The organism is Kitasatospora sp. GP30, assembly GCF_029892145.1.
GTDB lineage: Bacteria > Actinomycetota > Actinomycetes > Streptomycetales > Streptomycetaceae > Kitasatospora > Kitasatospora acidiphila.
Genome location: NZ_JARZAH010000039.1, coordinates 58,763 through 77,266 on the forward strand (window position 1 = coordinate 58,763; position 18,504 = coordinate 77,266).

An 18,504-nucleotide genomic window follows, 5' to 3' on the forward strand; every position below is an offset into this window, starting at 1 on the left:
TCGCACCTAGGACGGTCAAGCATGAGCAGCGTTGCCGCCGGAGCCCCCGGCACCACGGCCGCCCGCAAACCGGCCCCGCGGAGCGCCCGCCGCCGGCTCGGTGCCGTGCTACAGGGCGTCGCACTGGCGCTCGGCCTGGTGCTGATGATCGGCGGCACGGCCCTGATCGGCGTTAGCTATCACTTCTTCAAGGTGCCCACCGGTTCGATGCGCCCCGGGATCGACCCCGGGGACACCCTGGCCGGTCGGCCGGTCTCCGGCAGCTCGGTTGGCCGCGGCGACGTGGTGGTCTTCCAGGACACCGCCTGGGAGCAGGACACCCTGGTCAAGCGAGTGGTCGGAGTCGGCGGCGACACCGTGGTCTGCTGCGACGCGCAGCAGCGGATCACCGTCAACGGCACCCCGATCGACGAGCCCTACCTGGCCCCGGCCGGCCTGGCGCCGCCGATCCCGTTCAACGTCACCGTCCCGGCCGGCCGGCTCTTCGTGCTCGGCGACAACCGCACCGGCTCGCAGGACTCCCGGGTGCACCTTGGGCTGGCCTCCGGCACCGTGCCGGACTCCGCGGTGCAGGCCAGGGTCGAGGCGACCGTCTGGCCGCCGTCACGCATCGGGATGCACGCGCCGACCACCGCGTTCGCCACCCTCGGGCGCCCCACGGCGGGCCGGCCCGGGTCGCTGGAGACCGAGTTCTGGGCGGCCGTGGCGGGTGCCGCGCTGATCCTGCTCACCTCGCTGATCGGTTCGGTCGCCGGGCTGGCCCGGCGGATCGCGGGGCGGCGCTGATGGCGGGCCCGATCCGGCAGCGCGACGCGGCCCGGGTGCTGCTGCTCGACGAACGGGACCGGCTGCTGCTCTTCCACGGCTTCGACCCGGCCAGGCCGACCCTCACCTGGTGGTTCACGCCCGGCGGCGGGGTCCAGCCGGGGGAGCAGCCGCGCGACGCGGCGCTGCGCGAGCTGGCCGAGGAGACCGGGCTCACCGGGATCGAGCTGGGCCCCCAGGTCGCCGTCGACCTGGCCGAGTTCAGCTATGCCGGGCAGGACTACCAGCAGCACCAGGTCTTCTACCTGGCCCGCACCGGCCCCGGCGAGGTGCACCTGGACGCCTCCGGCAGCGAGCCCGAGGAGCGGCCGCAGCTCGCTGAGGCGCGCTGGTGGACGCTCGACGAACTGCGGGCCACCACCGAGCAGGTCTACCCGGTGCGGCTCGCGGAGCTGCTGGGAAGGTTGTTGAATGAGGGACCACCAGTAGCCCCGGTCACCCTCTGACCGGGGGTGCCGTGGGCCACAATGGGGTGGGACCTGACGAGTGAGGGGACGCCGGCATGAGTGCGGAAGATCTCGAGAAGTACGAGACCGAGATGGAGCTCAAGCTCTACCGGGAGTACAAGGACGTCGTCGGGCTGTTCAAGTACGTGATCGAGACCGAGCGCCGGTTCTACCTCACCAATGACTACGAGCTGCAGGTGCACTCGGTGCAGGGCGAGGTGTTCTTCGAGGTCTCGATGGCCGACGCCTGGGTGTGGGACATGTACCGGCCGGCCAGATTCGTCCGCAAGGTGCGGGTGCTGACCTTCAAGGACGTCAACATCGAGGAGCTGGCCAAGAGCGACCTGGAGCTGCCGTCGGACGACGCGGGGTTCGGTAGCTGACGCGACCCTCGGGCGCCTCGGGGCGGCAGGGCCGTCTCTGGCTGTGGCGGCTTCTTCGGGCGCGGCGATTGTCTCCGGCCGCTCCGGCTGCCTTGGTCGCTCCGGTCGGCAGCGGTCTTCAGCGGTCGCCCCGGTCGGCTGCGGTCTTCAGCGGTCGTCTTCAGCCGTCTTCGGTCGCCTTCGGTCGTCACGGCAGCCTCCGACCGTTGCGGCCGCCGTCTCCGGGCGGCGTCACAGTTGTCCACAGGGGGTGGGTTATCCACAGCTTCGCGGAAGCTGATCGACCATCAGGGAGCGGCACGGCACTCTCCGTAGCGGGAGGTGATCGCCGTGCGGAACGCACAGCAGGCCCTCGGCCGGTACGGCGAGGAGGTGGCCGCCCGTCGCCTGGAGCGGGACGGCCTGCGGATCCTGGAGCGCAACTGGCGCTGTCGCCAGGGCGAGCTGGACATCGTCGCCCTGGAGGGCGACACGGTAGCCGTCTGCGAGGTCAAGACCCGCTCCGAGCAAGGGTTCCAGCGGCCCGAAGAGGCGCTGGACCAGACTCGCGGTGAGCGGCTGCGGGTGCTCGCCGAGCGCTGGCTCAGCGAGCGCTGGCCGGCCCACTTCGCCCGGCTGGCCGAGGTCGCGGTGCCCGGACCGGTGCCGCTGCCGCCCGGCGGGGTGCGGATCGACCTGGTCGCGGTGGTCAGCCGGGCCCGGGGTGCGGCCCGGGTCGAGCACCTGCGGGGGGTGGTCTGAATGGCCTTCGCCCGGACGTGCTCGGTGGCCCTGGTCGGGGTGGACGGCGTGGTGGTCGAGGTCCAGGCCGACCTCGAACCAGGCGTTTCCGCGTTCACCCTGGTCGGGCTGCCGGACAAAGCGCTCAGCGAGGCCCGCGATCGGGTGCGGGCCGCCGTGGTCAACAGCGGCGAGTCCTGGCCGCAGCGCAAACTCACCGTCGGGCTCAGTCCGGCCTCGGTCCCCAAGAGCGGCAGCGGCTTCGACCTCGCGGTGGCCTGCGCGGTGCTCGCCGCCGCCGAGCGGCTGCCTCCGCTGGCCATCGCCGATCTGCTGATCATCGGGGAGCTGGGCCTGGACGGCCGGGTCCGCCCGGTGCGCGGGGTGCTGCCGTCGGTGCTGGCCGCCGCCGATGCCGGATACAAGCAGGTGGTGGTCGCCGAGCAGACCGCCGCCGAGGCCGCCCTGGTGCCCGGCGTCTCGGTGCTCGGGGTGCGCAGCCTGCGCCAGCTGATCGCGCTGCTCACCGACGCACCGGTGCCCGATGAGCCGCCGGATGCGGCGGTCGGCGGGCCCGATCCGCTGATGGCCGGGCTGCTGCTGCCCGGCGCGGCGGTGCGGCGCAGCACCGCTGATGCCGAGTTCGGCCCCGACATGGGCGATGTCGCCGGGCAGTACGAGGCTCGGCGGGCGCTGGAGATCGCCGCCGCCGGTGGGCACCACATCTACCTCAAGGGGCCGCCGGGCGCCGGCAAGACCATGCTCGCCGAACGCCTGCCCGGCCTGCTGCCGCCGCTCACCACGACCGAGGCGCTGGAGGTGACGGCGGTGCACTCGGTGGCGGGTCTGCTGCCGCCCGGCCGCCCGCTGGTCGACCTGCCGCCGTACTGCGCCCCGCACCACTCCACCACCATGCCCGCGATCGTCGGCGGTGGCAGCGGACTGCCCCGCCCGGGTGCGGTCTCGCTGGCGCACCGAGGGGTGCTGTTCCTTGACGAGGCGCCGGAGTTCCCGGTCCGGGTGCTGGACGCGCTGCGGCAGCCGCTGGAGTCCGGCGAGGTGGTGATCGCCCGGTCCGCCGGTTCGCTGCGGCTGCCGGCCAACTTCCTGCTCTGCCTGGCGGCCAACCCCTGCCCCTGCGGGCGGTATTCGCGCCGCGGTGAGGGGTGCGACTGCACGCCGGTGATGGTGAGCCGGTACCAAGGGCGGCTCTCCGGGCCGCTGTTGGATCGGGTGGACCTGCGAGTGCAGGTCGAGCCGGTCACCAAGGGCGAGTTGCTGGAGCGGGACCGGCAGGCGGAGCGCACCGAGGTGGTGGCGGCGCGGGTCAGGGCGGCCCGGGAGCGTGCCGCGCACCGGTACACCGGCACGCCCTGGCGGACCAACTCCCAGGTGCCCGGGCGCGAGCTGCGCACCCGGTGGCGACCGGACCAGGGAGCGCTGACCGAGGTGGAGCGCGAGATGGACCGCGGCCTGCTCACGGCGCGCGGCCTGGACCGGGTGCTCCGAGTCGCCTGGACGGTGGCCGACCTGGCCGGCCGGGCCGCGCCCGGGGTCGCCGAGCTGCGCACCGCGCTGGCGCTGCGGCGAGGGTTCCCCAGCGGGGTGCGTGGCCTAGGGGGGTTGCTGTGACGGCGGGTCGGCAGCCGGCGGAGGGCCGGGCGGAACACGTGGACCAGGTGGACCAGGTGGCCGCGGTGCCTGCTGATGGGCCGTCGCCTGCGGTGTCCGGCGCTGGTGGGGCGGGGCAGGCGGCGCTCGATCTGGAGTGCGGTGCCTCGGCCGGGCCGGCCTCCGAGGAGGAGCGGTTGGCGCGGGTCGCGCTCAGCCGAGTGGTGGAGCCGGGCAACTCGGTGGTCGGTCGCTGGCTGCGTCGCCGCTCGGCCGTCGAGCTGGTGCGGGTGCTGCGAGTTGGCGCGGGCCACCGCGAACTGCGCCTCACCGCAGATCGGTTGGGCATGCTGCGGCGCCGACTGGCGGAGGCCGACCCGGTCGCGGACCTCGCCCGGGCGCGGGAGCTCGGCGGACGGTTCCTGGCACCGGGGGACGCGGAGTGGCCCGGCCAGTTGGCGGACCTCGGTGACGCGATGCCGACCGGGCTGTGGGTGCTCGGCAGCGGGTCGCTGCGGCTGCTCGCGCTGCGCTCGGTCGCGGTGGTGGGCTCGCGCGCCTGCACCGAGTACGGCGCCCGGGTGGCCGCGGAGCTCTCCGCCGACCTGGCGGAGCGCGGCTGGGTGATCTGCTCGGGGGCGGCCTACGGCATCGACGCGGCCGCTCACCGCGGTGCGCTGGCGGTCGGCGGGATGACCGTCGCGGTGCTGGCCTGCGGTGTGGATGTGCGCTACCCGCGCGGCAACAGCGGGCTGATCGAGCGGATCCGCGAGCAGGGCCAGCTGGTCGGCGAACTGCCGCCCGGGGAGCACCCGAACCGGTTCCGCTTCGTGCTGCGCAACCGGGTGCTCGCCGCGCTGACCCGGGGGACGGTGGTGGTGGAGGCCGCCCAGCGCAGCGGTGCGCTCAGTACGGCGCAGCGCGCGCTAGGGCTGAACCGGCACACCATGGGCATCTGCGGGCCGGTCACCTCGGAGCTCTCCAACGGGGTGCACACGCTGATCCGCGGCGGCGGCGCGACGCTGGTGACCAGCGCGGCCGAGGTGATCGAGCAGATCGGCTCGATCGGTGCCGACCTGGCACCGCTGCACCAGGCGCTGGCGCGGCCGCGCGACCTGCTGCGCGGGCCGGCCGCCGAACTGCTGGAGGCGATGCCGGCCGGGCCGTCCGGTGCCCCGGCCGAGGAGCTGGCCAGGCGCACCGGATTGACACTCGATCAGGTGCTCAAGCTGCTCTATGAGCTGTGCTCACTGGGCTTCGTCCAGCGGGCGGGGTCGCACTGGAGGGTGATCCGCTGACGGCCGGCGCACCGTCAACGGAAGGCGTCCGTCCAACGGAAGGCGCTGGTCGCTGCTCTTCGGTGCGCACACCCGCTGGGGCGCGGCGCATGCGTTCGGTCAACGGAGTGAACGCCACCGGATCGGGCGACGGCCAGGTGGTGGTAGCGCAGCGCATCGACCTGATCACGCTACGCTCGCTATGGCTTCCCTATCAGCACATGACTCGGCAGAACGGCGCAGACCCACGTATGCCCACACACATTCCCGGACACAGGGCGACCAGTGCCGGCCGGCCCCCGGGGGCATCCGGCACCGAGGCGCGCCCCGGCATCGACGTTCAGTCGGCGAAGCCCGCGACGGCCGAGGGGGCGGGCAGCGCGGGGCAGCGGGCTGCGTCGACCGGCCTGGTCTCCGTCCCGCCGCCGAGCCGGGGTGCGCGGCGCCATGCGGAGCCGGCGACCACGCCGCCGGCTCGGCTGCCCGCACCGGCGCCCCCGCCTCCGTCCCCGCCGCCCCCGCGCAGTGCGCTGGAGTCGCTGTGGCGGTCCTACAAGGCCAGCGGTGACGCCAAGCTGCGCGAGCAGCTGATCCTCCACTACTCGCCGCTGGTCAAGTACGTGGCCGGCCGGGTGGGTGTCGGCCTGCCGGCGAACGTCGAACAGGCCGACTTCGTATCCTCCGGTGTTTTCGGTCTGATCGACGCGATCGAGAAATTCGATCCGGACCGCGCGATCAAATTCGAGACCTATGCGATCAGCCGCATTCGCGGAGCGATCATCGACGAGCTGCGCGCCCTGGACTGGATCCCCCGGTCGATCCGGCAGAAGGCCAAGGCGGTCGAACGGACCTATGCGGCCCTGGAAGCCCGGCTGCGCCGCACACCGTGCGAGCCCGAAGTGGCGGCCGAGATGGGCATCGCGGTCGAAGAGCTGCACGCGATTTTCAGCCAACTCTCGCTGGCCAACGTGGTGGCGCTGGACGAACTGCTGCACCCCGCCGGGGACGGCGGCGAGCGCCTGAGCCTGATGGACACGCTGGAGGACACCGGCGCCGAGAACCCGGTCGTGGTCGCCGAGGACCGCGAACTGCGCAAGCTGCTCGCCGGTGCGATCAACACCCTGCCGGACCGGGAGAAGATGGTGGTGACGCTCTATTACTACGAGGGCCTCACCCTCGCCGAGATCGGACAGGTCCTCGGGGTGACGGAGAGTCGGGTCAGCCAGATCCACACCAAGTCCGTGCTCCAGCTCCGGGCCAAGCTCTCCGATCTGCGCTGACTGCGATCCGGGCTGGCTCGGGGCGGCCCGACGCACCCGCTCCGACCAGTGGCGCCGCCGCCTCCGTAGAGTGGGCGGCGTGCCGAAGATCCGAGCCGCCACCCTGGCCGAGCACCGCCTGCGGCAGCGCACCGCCCTGCTGGACGCGGCCCGCGCGCTGCTGACCGAGGGCGGCCCCGAGGCGCTGACCTTCCCCGCGCTGGCCGCCCGCACCGGGCTGGCCCGGTCATCGGTGTACGAGTACTTCCGCTCCCGGACCGACGTGGTGGAGCGGCTTTGCGAGCTCGACCTGCCGCTCTGGGCCGCCGAGATCGAGGCGGCGATGGCCGCCGCCGACGATCCGCTCGCCCGCCTGGAGGCCTATGTGCGTGGGCAGCTCGCGCTGGCCGGCGACCCCCGGCACCGCGCCGTGCTCGCCCTTGGCACGCTGGAGTTGGACGAGGCGGCGCGAGCCCGGATCCGCACGGCGCACGGCGCGCTGACCGAGCTGGTTGTCGAGGACCTGGCCGCACTGGGCCACCTCCAGCCGCGGCTGACCGCGGCGCTGCTGCAGGGCCTGGTGGAGGCAGCTGTCCGGCGCTCGGCGGACTGCTCACCCACGGAGCGCGAGCAGATCGCGGACGCCGCCGTCACGCTGGCCCGGCGCGGCGTGGCGGGCGGCTGAGCCGTCACCCGCGCCGGTGGCTTGACCAGTGCTGACGCCTGCGCGTGGCCCGGCGGCTTGGCCGAGGTTGACGGCTGCGTGGTGGCCCCCGGCCGCAGCGGGAGCAGGCGGGCCCGCCCGGTGCCCAGCAGCGCGAGCGGATCCAGATACCGCTTCCCGCGCAGCAGCCCCCAGTGCAGGCAGCCGCCCCCGCAGTGGTCGTCGCCGTCCGCCAGCGTCCCGATAGGGTCGCCGGCCGCCACCGCGGTGCCGACCGGTGGGCTGTCGGCGACCGGGAGGTAGCTGGTGCGCAGCGGCGGATCCCCGGTGCCCGGGTGCAGCACGGTGACCAGCGGCCGCCCGGCCACCTCCCCCGCGAAGGCGACCACCCCGGCCAGCGCGGCGCGCACCTGATCGCCCGGTTCGGCGGCCAGGTCGACCCCGCGGTGCCCAGGCGCCCACGGCTGCGGCGGCGCCTCGAACCGGCGCAGCACACCACCGGGCCCGCCGACCGGCCAGGCCCGCCCGGCCCCCACCACCACCGCACCCGCCACCACCGCGCCCAGAGCCGGCCCCGCGGACCCCGTCGGCGCCACCGCCCCAGGCACCGTCCCAGGTGCCACCGCGGGCACCGCCGCACCCGGTGGCGCGTTCCCGGGCAGCAAGACCACGAAGAGCAGCATCAGCAGCACCACCACCCACCGCGCCCGAGGCGGCGGCACCGGCCAGCAAAGGTGACAGTTCGTCATGGCACCGAGGTTCCGCCCCGCCCCACCGCCCGCCAAGGCCCACCCGCGAACCTGTGGACAACCCCGCCCCTGTGGATAAGCCGGTGCCGCGAGGGCCCCGGAGGCCGGTCCAGCGCGCCCGAAACCCGCTGAGTCGCCGGTCACGCGGGCCGTCCCGTACACTTCACACGCGACCCGGTGTGTCCCGGGTCGACTTCGCACGCCCCGCCACTGGTGGAATCCCGGCCCAGCCGCCCCACCCGTGCGAGTGCCGCTCGGTCCCACCGAGCCCGGAGCGGTCCGCCGCCCAGGCCCGGTCGGCTCGGCACGTCGGGGCGTCAGGCGTGGCGGTCACCCGACCGGCACGGACAACCGAGCAGACCCGGTAGCCGCCGAGTGCCCGAGGGGCAGCAACGGTGTGCCGGGCGTAACACCCAAGGAGCACGGCCATGGCCGTCGTCACGATGCGGGAGCTGCTGGAGAGCGGCGTCCACTTCGGTCACCAGACCCGCCGCTGGAACCCGAAGATGAAGCGCTTCATCCTCACGGAGCGCAACGGCATCTACATCATCGACCTCCTGCAGTCGCTGAACTACATCGACCGCGCCTTCGAGTTCGTCAAGGAGACCGTTGCCCACGGCGGCAGCATCCTCTTCGTCGGCACCAAGAAGCAGGCCCAGGAGGCCATCGCCGAGCAGGCCACCCGCGTGGGCATGCCCTACGTGAACCAGCGCTGGCTCGGCGGCATGCTGACCAACTTCTCCACCGTCTACAAGCGGCTGCAGCGCCTCAAGGAGCTCGGCGAGCTCGACTTCTCGGACGTGGCCGGTTCCGGCCTGACCAAGAAGGAGCTCCTGGTCCTCCAGCGCGAGCACGACAAGCTGGAGAAGACCCTCGGCGGTATCCGCGACATGCAGCGCGTCCCGAGCGCGGTGTGGATCGTGGACACCAAGAAGGAGCACATCGCGGTCGGCGAGGCCCGCAAGCTCAACATCCCGGTCGTCGCCATCCTCGACACCAACTGCGACCCCGACGAGGTCGACTACAAGATCCCGGGCAACGACGACGCGATCCGCTCCGTCACCCGCCTGACCCGTGTGATCGCCGACGCCGTCGCCGAGGGCCTGAAGGCCCGTGCCGGTGTCGCCAAGGGCGACGTCAAGGCCGAGCCGGGTGCCGACCAGCCGCTGGCCGACTGGGAGCAGGACCTCCTGAAGACCGGCGAGCAGAAGGCCGAGGAGGCCCCGGCTGCCGAGGCCCCCGCGGCCGAGGCGCCCGCCGCCGAGGCTCCCGCTGCTGAGGCTCCGGCCGCCGAGGCCGAGCAGGCCTGACGCACTGAGGGCGAGGGGCATCAGCCGGCCGGTACCGACCGGCTGGTGCCCCTTTCTCCACGTGCCGGGACCTGATCAGGGCCCCCGGCGCACCCACCCCGCAGACACGCGAGACGCGAGAAGAGATTCACACCATGGCGAACTTCACCGCCGCGGACGTCAAGAAGCTCCGTGAGCTCACCGGCGCCGGCATGATGGACTGCAAGAAGGCGCTCGACGAGGCCGAGGGCGACGTCCAGAAGGCCGTCGAGCTGCTCCGTATCAAGGGCCAGAAGGGCGTCGCCAAGCGCGAGGGCCGCGACGCCTCCAACGGCGCCGTCGCCGCCCTGATCGCCGACGACAAGAAGTCCGGCGTCCTCGTCGAGCTGAACTGCGAGACCGACTTCGTCGCCAAGGGCGAGAAGTTCGTCGCCGTCGCCGACGCGATCGCCGCGCACGTCGCCAAGACCGCCCCGGCCGACCTGGACGCCGCCCTGGCTTCCGAGATCGAGGCCGGCAAGACCGTCCAGCAGTTCGTGGACGAGGCCAACGCCAACCTGGGCGAGAAGATCGTCTTCCGTCGCTTCGCCCAGTTCGCCGGTGACGGCTTCGTCGCGGTCTACCTGCACAAGACCAGCCCCGACCTGCCGCCGGCCGTCGGCGTCCTGGTCGAGCTGGACAAGGAGAACGCCGAGGTCGCCAAGGACGTCGCGCAGCACATCGCCGCCTTCGCGCCGAAGTACCTGTCCCGCGAGGAGATCCCGGCCGAGGACCTGGAGAACGAGCGCCGCGTCGCCGAGGCCACCGCTCGCGAGGAGGGCAAGCCGGAGGCTGCCCTGCCGAAGATCGTCGAGGGTCGCGTGACCGGCTTCGTCAAGGAGCACTCCGTGCTGGAGCAGGCCTTCGCGAAGGACAACAAGAAGACCGTGGCCAAGGTCCTGGAGGAGAACGGCGTCGCCCTCAAGCGCTTCGCCCGCTTCCGCGTCGGCGCCTGAGCCACGTTCACCCGGTTCCCGCCTAAGGTAGGAACCGCCGCCACCACTGTGACCCAGTGAGTCGGCACCATGAACGACGAGGAGGCCATTGCCGTGCAGGAGACCGTACCGGTTCCCGCGGCAGTGGCCTCCTCTCGTGTACACGCAGGCCAGGAGCTGAGCACCCCCGGGCCTGTGACCAAGCAGGTGCAGAAGGAGAAGTCCATGCAGGAGACGCAGGAGACCGCGCCGGACGGCACGCGCCGTCGGGTGCTGCTGAAGCTGTCCGGCGAGGCGTTCGCCGGCGGGGGCGGGCTCGGCGTCGACCCCGACGTCGTCCACGCGATCGCGCGAGAGATCGCCACGGTGGTCCGGCAGGGCACCGAGGTCGCGGTGGTCATCGGCGGCGGCAACTTCTTCCGCGGCGCCGAGCTGCAGGTGCGCGGCATGGACCGGGCCCGCTCGGACTACATGGGCATGCTGGGCACCGTCATGAACTGCCTCGCCCTGCAGGACTTCCTGATGAAGGAAGGCATCGAGACCCGGGTCCAGACCGCCATCACGATGGGCCAGGTCGCCGAGCCCTACCTGCCGCTGCGGGCCATCCGGCACCTGGAGAAGGGCCGCGTCGTGATCTTCGGCGCCGGTATGGGCATGCCGTACTTCTCCACCGACACCACTGCCGTGCAGCGCGCCCTGGAGATCCACGCCGAGGTCCTGCTGATGGGCAAGAACGGTGTGGACGGGGTCTACGACTCCGACCCCAAGACCAACCCGGACGCGGTGCGGTTCGACGCGCTGGAGTACGCCGAGGTGATCTCGCGCGATCTCAAGGTGGCCGACCTGACCGCGATCACGCTGTGCAAGGACAACGGCCTGCCGATCCTGGTCTTCGAGCTCCTGACCGAGGGCAATATCGCTCGCGCCGTCAGGAGTGAGAAGATCGGCACACTCATCAGCCAGGATTCCGTCCGGGCCTGAGCAGTCGTCAACCGAGCCCCGTCGGACCTGGCGGGGCCTATCAGTACGCCACGGGCGGTGAGCGCCACGGGCAACCGGACAGGGAGCAGACCGTGATCGAAGAGATCCTCCTCGAAGCCGAAGAGAAGATGGAGAAGAGCGTCGTCGTCGCCAAGGACGACTTCGCCGCCATCCGTACCGGCCGGGCCCACCCGGCGATGTTCAACAAGATCGTCGCCGACTACTACGGCGCGCTCACCCCGATCAACCAGCTGGCCTCGTTCGCCGTGCCGGAGCCGCGGATGGCGGTCATCACGCCGTTCGACAAGAGCGCGCTGCGCAACATCGAGCAGGCCATCCGCGACTCGGACCTGGGTGTCAACCCGAGCAACGACGGCGCCATCATCCGAGTGACCTTCCCGCAGCTCACCGAGGAGCGCCGCAAGGAGTTCATCAAGGTGGCCCGCAACAAGGGCGAGGACGCCAAGGTCTCGATCCGCTCGATCCGCCGCAAGGCCAAGGACGCCCTGGACAAGCTGGTCAAGGACAAGGAGTCCGGCGAGGACGAGGTGCGCCGCGCCGAGAAGGAGCTCGACGACACCACCGCCAAGTACGTGGCGGCCATCGACGAGCTGCTCAAGCACAAGGAAGCCGAGCTCCTCGAAGTCTGATGAACGACGCCCCGCACGCCCCAGGCTCCAGGGGCGCAACCCCGCAGACCCCCGCCCCGCCGCAGGCCGCCCCCGAGCGGTCGGCCGGCCCGGCGGGGGCCCGACCCCGAGCCCAGGAGAGTCAGGTGGCCCAGTCCGAGCCGCAGCAGCCCCCCAAGCAGCGGGGCGGCCGCAACCTCCCCGCGGCGATAGGGGTGGGGCTCAGCCTTGGCGTGGTGATCATCATCTCGCTCTTCGTGGTCAAGGTGCTGTTCCTGATCGTCGTGGTGGCGGCGGCCTCGGTCGGGGTCAAGGAGCTGACCAGCCGGCTGGCCGAGCGCAAGGGCATCGAGGTTCCGCTGCCCCCGCTGCTGCTCGGCGGCCTGGCGATGCTGACCAGCGCCTACTGGATCGGTCTGCAGGGTGCCGCCGCGTCGTTGGCGCTGACCGCACTGGCGCTGATGATCTGGCGGATGAGCCGGCCGCCGGAGGACTACCTGCGGGACATAACGGCCGGCGTCTTCACGGCCTTCTACGTCCCGTTCCTGGCGTCCTTCGTGGCCGTGATGCTCTCCGCCCACGACGGGCCGCAGCGGATCGTGCTCTTCCTGGTGGTCACCATCTGCAGTGACACCGGGGCGTACGCGGTGGGGTACAAGTTCGGCCGGACCAAGCTGGCGCCGACGATCAGCCCCGGCAAGACCCGCGAGGGCCTGGCCGGCGGCATCGGGCTCTCGATGCTGGCCGGAGCGCTGCTGATGTCCTGGCTGATCGACGGCGGCCACTGGTGGCAGGGCCTGATCCTGGGCGGCTGCGCGGCGGTGATCGCGACCCTCGGCGACCTGGCCGAGTCGATGATCAAGCGCGATCTGGGCATCAAGGACATGGGTACGCTGCTGCCCGGCCACGGCGGGATCATGGATCGGCTGGACTCGCTGCTGCCGACCGCCCCGGTGGTCTGGCTGCTGCTGACCGCCTTCGTCGGCGGCTGAGTTCCGAGAACGACAGCGCGGAAGAGGGTCCCGGACGGCACGCTGTCCGGGACCCTTCGCGCATCTGCGACACTGGACGAACCATGCCTGCACCCGGAGAACTCACGTTTGTCGCGCCGCGCGGCGCCAAGCCCCCGCGACACCTCGCCGACCTCAGCCCCGCCGAGCGCAAGGCGGCCGTCGCCGACCTGGGCGAGCAGCCGTTCCGCGCCAAGCAGCTGGCCAACCACTACTTCGGCCGGCTCTCGAACGACCCGGCGGGCTGGACGGACATCCCGGCGGCCAGCCGTGCCAAGCTGACCGAGCAGCTGCTGCCCGAGCTGATGTCGGTGGTCCGGCACGTCAGTTGCGACAACGACGCCACCCGCAAGACGCTCTGGAAGCTCTTCGACGGCACCCTGGTCGAGTCGGTGCTGATGCGCTACCCGGACCGGGTGACGATGTGCATCAGCTCGCAGGCCGGCTGCGGCATGAACTGCCCGTTCTGCGCCACCGGGCAGGCCGGCCTGACCCGCAACCTGTCCACCGCCGAGATCGTGGAGCAGATCGCGTCCGGGATGCGGGCGCTCAAGAGCGGCGACATCCCGGGTGGCGAGGCGCGGCTGTCCAACGTGGTCTTCATGGGCATGGGCGAGCCGCTGGCCAACTACAACCGGGTGCTGGCCGCGATCCGCCGGCTCACCGATCCGGCGCCGGACGGCTTCGGCCTCTCGCAGCGCGGCATCACGGTCTCCACCGTCGGCCTGGTGCCGGCCATGTACAAGTTCGCCGACGAGGGCCTGAGCTGCCGCCTCGCGCTCTCGCTGCACGCGCCGGACGACGAGCTGCGCGACGAGCTGGTCCCGGTGAACACCCGCTGGAAGGTCTCCGAGGTGCTGGAGGCGGCCTGGTACTACGCGGAGAAGTCCGGCCGCCGGGTGTCCATCGAGTACGCCCTGATCAAGGACATCAACGACCAGGCGTGGCGGGCCGACCTCCTCGGCCGGCTGATCAAGAACCACCGGGTGCACGTCAACCTGATCCCGCTCAACCCGACTCCCGGCTCCAAGTGGACCGCCTCCCGCCCGGAGGACGAGCGCGAGTTCGTCCGCAGGCTGGAGTCGCACGGGGTTCCGACCACGGTGCGTGACACTCGCGGTCAGGAGATCGACGGCGCCTGCGGTCAGCTCGCCGCGGCGGGCTGAGAAAAGCAGCGGGCTGAGTAGCGGCCGGCTGAGCGGCGGCGAGCTGGTCGCTGGCCGAGCAGCCGGCCGGACTATCGGCTGAGCATCCCGGCGCCCAGCGCCGCCGTCAGCCCGCCGGTGGCCAGCAGCACCAGGCCGGCCACCGACCAGCGCAGCAGGGCCGCACTGAACAGCAGCCGCGGCGAGCCGCCCAGGCGCAGCAGGGTGCCGATCACCCCGCGTCGGGCGACCCGGATCTCGGCGAGCCGGGCCAGCACCGCCGCCACCGTGCACCCGGTGAGCAGCAGCGCCTCGGCGGCCGGCAGCGGCCCGGTCCCGGCGGCGCCCGGGGCCACCCAGTGCCGCACCGAGGTCAGCACTACGGCCACGGTGAACGCCAGCACCGCCAGCGGGGCGCTGAGCCGGCGGGCGATGCCGGTCAGCCCGCGCCCGGCCAGCAGCCGCCGCGGGGTGGGCCGGCCGAGGGCCAGTAGCCGGCCGAACCCGGCCAGCAGGGGTCCGGTGAGCAGCGCCGCGCCGAGGACGGCGGTGGCCCAGGCGCCGAGCAGCACGGCACTGGTGTGGCCGAGGCCGGCGGGCAGCCGCAGCGGGCGCGGGTCGTCGGCGGCGGCCGGGCGCAGCTCGTAGAGCTCGGTGAGGGTGCCGCCGACCGTCAGCAGGGCGGCGGCGATGATCCTGGGCAGTCCGAAGCGGTGGGCCCGCAGCGGCTCCTGGCGGTCCGTCAGCGGTTGGGTGACCGGTACGGCGACGGCCGCAGCGAGCCCGCCGACCAGGGGAAGCAGGGTGACCAGGGCGATCGGCGCGGTCGTCGGCAGCGGGACGCCCATGCCCAGCTCGGGTGCGAGCGAGGGACCGGCGATCTCGTTGCGCAGCACCAGGAAGACCAGCAGGGCGACCACCGCACCCAGCGCGCAGGCCAGGGCGAGCTCGCCGGCGATCAGCAGCCGCAGCCGGGTCGGCCCGGCACCGGCGGCGGTCAGCCCGGTCGTCCGCTCGGGCCGCTGGACGGGCAGGGCGCGGGCCGCGATCGCCGCGAACCAGCCGACCGCGGCCAGCGCGGGCAGGCACCACAGCAGTCGTTCGATGGCCGGGTGCGCACCGGGCGGGTCGCTGAGGGCCCGGCCGAGCGCGCGCAGCAGGAATCCGGCGACCAGTGCGGCGGCCGCGGCGGTGAGCAGCAGGCGGCCGAGGTCGACCAACCGGTAGCCCCTGACCAGGCGGAAGTAGAACACCGGCGTCCTCAGTGTGAAGCGATCAGTGCGAAACGATGGCGGGCGTGGCGGCCGGGCGTTGGACCGGCGTGGCCGGGGCCGGGGTGCGGCCGTCGACCAGGGCCACCGAGCGGTCCGCGTACTTGGCCAGCTCCGGATCGTGAGTGGCCAGGACCAGGGTGAGGCGGTGGGAGCGGGCCGCGCTGGTGAGTATCCGCAGCACCTGGTCCCGGGCCTCGCGGTGCAGCGGGGCGGTCGGGTCGTCGGCGAAGACCACCCGGGGGAGCGGGGCCAGCGCGCGGGCGACCGCGATCCGCTGGCGCTGACCTTGGAGCAGTTCGATCGGGCGGTGCTTGGCGGCGTCGCTGACGTCGAGTCGCTCCAGCCAGTCGTCGGCCGCGCGGTACGCGGCCTTGTGGCTGCTGCCGGCCAGCAGCAGCGGCAGGGCGACGTTCTCCCGGGCCGTCAGTTCGGGCACCAGTTGGGGCTCGGAGCCGACGTAGCCGAACCGGTCGCGGCGCAGCTTCTCCCGGCCGGCCCGGCTGAGCGTGTGGACCGGGGAGCTGTTGAACCAGACTTCGCCGGAGTCCACCGGCAGCTGCGCGGAGAGGCAGCCGAGCAGGGTGGACTTGCCGGAGCCGCGGGCCCCGGTGATGGCCAGCACCTCGCCCTCGCGGATGCCGATCGAGACTTCGCGCAGCGCGGGGGTGCCGTGGTGGGACTTGACGATCCCCCGGGCCCACAGCACGTCGTTGTCGGGCGGGGCCGCTGACATGTGTTCCTCCGCCGGTCCGGATGGGCTCTGCACGGTGCAGGGGTGACACTGGCCAGATTAGAACGACAAGGCCGCGGCGCGGTTGCGGCACACCACACAAAATCGTCATAAACCCGGATGAACCATCAGCTGATCGTCTGAGAAAAGCACCACGTCAGCACGGAGACACCGAAGGGCGGTCCCGTCGGCCCTGAGGAGGTGGCCGGCGGAACCGCCCTTTCGGCGGAGGGTGCGTCAGAGAAGCACGGCGGACGCGTCAGGGACGCGCCGTCAGATCTTCGCCCACGCGTCGGAGAGGCTGGTCCGCAGGATCTGCTCGATCTCGTCGAAGGTCGACTGGTCGGAGATCAGCGGCGGGGCCAGCTGCACGACCGGGTCACCGCGGTCGTCGGCACGGCAGTACAGGCCGTTCTCGAAGAGCGCCTTCGAGAGGAAGCCGTAGAGCACGCGCTCGGTCTCCTCGTCGTTGAAGCTCTCCTTGGTGACCTTGTCCTTCACCAGCTCGATGCCGTAGAAGTACCCGTTGCCGCGGACGTCGCCGACGATCGGCAGGTCGCGCAGCTTGTTCAGGGTGCCCAGGAAGCGGGACTCGTTGTCCAGCACGTGCTGGTTGAGGCCCTCGCGCTCGAAGATGTCGAGGTTGGCCAGCGCCACGGCGGACGACACCGGGTGGCCGGCGAAGGTGTAGCCGTGCAGGAAGGTGTTGTCGCCCTTGTAGAACGGCTCGGCGATCCGGTCCGAGATGATGGTGGCGCCGATCGGGGAGTAGCCCGAGGTCATGCCCTTGGCGCAGGTGATCATGTCCGGCACGTAGCCGAACTTGTCGGCGCCGAACATGGTGCCCAGGCGGCCGAAGGCGCAGATGACCTCGTCCGAGACCAGCAGCACGTCGTGGCGGTCGCAGATCTCGCGCAGCCGCTGGAAGTATCCGGGCGGCGGCGGGAAGCAGCCGCCGGCGTTCTGCACCGGCTCGACGAAGACGGCGGCGACGGTCTCCGGGCCCTCGAAGAGGATGGCCTCCTCGACCTGGTCGGCGCACCAGCGGCCGTAGGCCTCGGGGTCGACGGTGCCGTCCGGGCCCGCCAGGTACTCGGGGGCGCGGTAGATGTTGGTGTTCGGGGCCTTGTGGGTGCCGGGCACCAGCGGCTCGAACGGGGCCTTCAGGCCCGGCAGGCCGGTGATCGACAGGGCGCCCTGCGGGGTGCCGTGGTAGGCGATGGCCCGGGAGATGACCTTGTACTTGGTCGGCTTGCCGATCAGCTTGAAGTACTGCTTGGCGAGCTTCCAGGCGGTCTCGACGGCCTCGCCGCCACCGGTGGAGAAGAACACCTTGTTCAGGTCGCCGGGCGCGTAGTTGGCCAGGCGCTCGGCCAGCTCGACGGCCTTGGGGTGGGCGTAGCTCCAGATCGGGAAGAAGGCCAGCTCCTTGGCCTGCTTGGCCGCGACCTCGGCGAGCTCGGTGCGGCCGTGGCCCGCCTGGACCACGAAGAGGCCGGCCAGGCCGTCGATGTACTTGCGGCCCTTGTCGTCCCAGATGTAGGTGCCCTCGCCGCGCACGATGGTCGGGACGGGGGAGTTCTCGTACGACGACATGCGGGTGAAGTGCATCCACAGGTGGTCGTATGCGGCCTTCGAAAGGTCCTTCGGTGCCGGATCGGCGCTCATCGGGTGCCCCAGGTGTAGGTCTGTTTCCGGAGCTTCAGGTAAACGAAGCTCTCGGTCCTCCGCACGCCGGGAAGCGCGCGGATGCGCTTGTTGATCATTTCGAGCAGGTGCTCGTCGTCCTCGCACACCAGCTCGGCCAGCAGGTCGAACGAGCCTGCGGTGCAGACCACGTAGTCGACCTCGTCCATGGCGGCCAGGGCGTCGGCGATCGGCTCTATGTCGCCCTCGACCGTGACGCCGACCATCGCCTGGCGGGTGAAGCCCACGGTGAGCGGGTCGGTCACGGCGACGATCTGCATCACGCCTTGGTCGAGCAGCTTCTGGACCCGCTGCCGGACGGCGGCCTCGGAGAGGCCGACGGCCTTGCCGATGGTCGCGTACGGGCGACGGCCGTCCTCCTGCAGCTGCTCGATGATCGCCTTGGAGACGGAGTCGAGGGGAACGCTGCTGTTCCGGTCGCGGTTGGCCACGCGGCCACTGTGCCTGATCGTTTCTGCATCCGCAACCCGTCGGCCTGCTGATTTCGTCGAACAACTGCGGATCGGGAACGGATTGCGTGGCATTTGCCGATGGGCCCTGTCGATAACGTAAGTCGGCGAGGTAGCCTGGCCGCGTACCCGTGTCGACGTGCACACGCCCGAAAGTGGACCTGCCCATCCGCACCCGGCGGCCCGACGCCAGCGGTAACCTGGCGCGGAATCTGCAACGTCGCAGGCCCAGACCGTAGGAGAATCCCGTGAGCGACCTTCGTACGCTGCGCAACTACATCAACGGCGAGTTCGTCGACGCGGCCGACGGCCGCACCCTGCAGATCGTCGACCCGACCACCGGTGAGGCGTACGCGACCTCCCCGCTGTCCGGCGCCGCGGA

General features: G+C 71.9%; 18 protein-coding genes and 1 pseudogene. 14 read left to right on the forward strand and 5 right to left on the reverse strand.

Features of this window, described 5'->3' with window-relative positions; all coding sequences use genetic code 11:
• Positions 1–21: 21 nt before the first annotated feature.
• From lepB to P3T35_RS33610, 8 genes are all read left to right on the forward strand, one after another.
• Positions 22–786: a signal peptidase I gene (gene lepB, locus P3T35_RS33575; RefSeq protein ID WP_101382375.1), complete on the forward strand. Its 765-nt coding sequence runs from the start codon at positions 22–24 to the stop codon at positions 784–786.
• On the forward strand, positions 786–1,271 hold the full coding sequence (locus P3T35_RS33580; RefSeq protein WP_101382376.1) for an NUDIX domain-containing protein: 486 nt from the start codon (positions 786–788) through the stop codon (positions 1,269–1,271). The genes lepB and P3T35_RS33580 overlap by 1 nt, the downstream gene beginning before the upstream one ends.
• A 56-nt stretch (positions 1,272–1,327) precedes the next feature.
• Positions 1,328–1,654 carry a DUF2469 domain-containing protein gene (locus P3T35_RS33585; RefSeq protein ID WP_101382377.1) on the forward strand — a complete coding sequence of 109 codons (327 nt, stop codon included), beginning with the start codon at positions 1,328–1,330 and terminating at the stop codon, positions 1,652–1,654.
• Between the two features lie 330 nt (positions 1,655–1,984).
• Positions 1,985–2,395 (forward strand): YraN family protein, encoded by a 411-nt coding sequence (locus P3T35_RS33590; RefSeq protein ID WP_101385288.1) that lies wholly within the window; start codon positions 1,985–1,987, stop codon positions 2,393–2,395.
• Positions 2,396–4,006 (forward strand): YifB family Mg chelatase-like AAA ATPase, encoded by a 1,611-nt coding sequence (locus P3T35_RS33595; protein WP_101382378.1) that lies wholly within the window; start codon positions 2,396–2,398, stop codon positions 4,004–4,006.
• Positions 4,003–5,283, forward strand: coding sequence for a DNA-processing protein DprA (gene dprA, locus P3T35_RS33600; protein ID WP_280708973.1), 1,281 nt, complete (start codon positions 4,003–4,005; stop codon positions 5,281–5,283). Before P3T35_RS33595 ends, dprA begins: the two co-directional genes overlap by 4 nt.
• 458 nt (positions 5,284–5,741) lie before the next feature.
• Positions 5,742–6,542, forward strand: a complete 801-nt coding sequence (whiG, locus tag P3T35_RS33605) for an RNA polymerase sigma factor WhiG (protein WP_101385290.1) — start codon at positions 5,742–5,744, stop codon at positions 6,540–6,542.
• A 103-nt stretch (positions 6,543–6,645) separates the two neighbouring features.
• Positions 6,646–7,206, forward strand: coding sequence for a helix-turn-helix domain-containing protein (locus tag P3T35_RS33610; RefSeq protein WP_101385291.1), 561 nt, complete (start codon positions 6,646–6,648; stop codon positions 7,204–7,206).
• A gap of 149 nt (positions 7,207–7,355) precedes the next feature.
• Here the strand turns inward: P3T35_RS33610 and P3T35_RS33615 are convergent.
• Positions 7,356–7,934: pseudogene (locus tag P3T35_RS33615) on the reverse strand (M23 family metallopeptidase); the annotation flags it as partial.
• Positions 7,935–8,362: 428 nt separating this feature from the next.
• Here P3T35_RS33615 and rpsB point away from each other — a divergent pair.
• From rpsB to rlmN, 6 genes are all read left to right on the forward strand, one after another.
• On the forward strand, positions 8,363–9,244 hold the full coding sequence (gene rpsB / locus P3T35_RS33620; protein WP_101382379.1) for a 30S ribosomal protein S2: 882 nt from the start codon (positions 8,363–8,365) through the stop codon (positions 9,242–9,244).
• Positions 9,245–9,378: 134 nt separating this feature from the next.
• A complete protein-coding gene (tsf, locus tag P3T35_RS33625; RefSeq protein WP_101382380.1) occupies positions 9,379–10,218 on the forward strand; it encodes a translation elongation factor Ts in 840 nt (279 codons plus the stop codon).
• A gap of 204 nt (positions 10,219–10,422) precedes the next feature.
• On the forward strand, positions 10,423–11,178 hold the full coding sequence (pyrH, locus tag P3T35_RS33630; RefSeq protein ID WP_101385292.1) for a UMP kinase: 756 nt from the start codon (positions 10,423–10,425) through the stop codon (positions 11,176–11,178).
• Between the two features lie 92 nt (positions 11,179–11,270).
• Positions 11,271–11,828 (forward strand): ribosome recycling factor, encoded by a 558-nt coding sequence (gene frr, locus P3T35_RS33635; protein ID WP_101382381.1) that lies wholly within the window; start codon positions 11,271–11,273, stop codon positions 11,826–11,828.
• A complete protein-coding gene (locus P3T35_RS33640; protein ID WP_180356590.1) occupies positions 11,828–12,799 on the forward strand; it encodes a phosphatidate cytidylyltransferase in 972 nt (323 codons plus the stop codon). Before frr ends, P3T35_RS33640 begins: the two co-directional genes overlap by 1 nt.
• Before the next feature lie 83 nt (positions 12,800–12,882).
• Entirely contained in the window at positions 12,883–13,983 is a 1,101-nt protein-coding gene (gene rlmN / locus P3T35_RS33645) for a 23S rRNA (adenine(2503)-C(2))-methyltransferase RlmN (RefSeq protein ID WP_101382382.1), read from the forward strand.
• Between the two features lie 71 nt (positions 13,984–14,054).
• Here rlmN and P3T35_RS33650 read toward each other — a convergent pair whose 3' ends face one another.
• The 4 genes from P3T35_RS33650 to P3T35_RS33665 form a co-directional block, all read right to left on the reverse strand.
• Positions 14,055–15,215, reverse strand: coding sequence for a hypothetical protein (locus P3T35_RS33650; RefSeq protein ID WP_101382383.1), 1,161 nt, complete (start codon positions 15,213–15,215; stop codon positions 14,055–14,057).
• Between the two features lie 22 nt (positions 15,216–15,237).
• Positions 15,238–15,969, reverse strand: coding sequence for an ABC transporter ATP-binding protein (locus P3T35_RS33655; RefSeq protein ID WP_101382384.1), 732 nt, complete (start codon positions 15,967–15,969; stop codon positions 15,238–15,240).
• Between the two features lie 270 nt (positions 15,970–16,239).
• The gene (locus P3T35_RS33660; protein WP_101382385.1) at positions 16,240–17,634 is read right to left on the reverse strand and encodes an aspartate aminotransferase family protein; all 1,395 of its coding nucleotides are present in this window, start codon (positions 17,632–17,634) and stop codon (positions 16,240–16,242) included.
• On the reverse strand, positions 17,631–18,104 hold the full coding sequence (locus P3T35_RS33665; protein ID WP_101382386.1) for an Lrp/AsnC family transcriptional regulator: 474 nt from the start codon (positions 18,102–18,104) through the stop codon (positions 17,631–17,633). Before P3T35_RS33665 ends, P3T35_RS33660 begins: the two co-directional genes overlap by 4 nt.
• Positions 18,105–18,504: the final 400 nt, after the last annotated feature.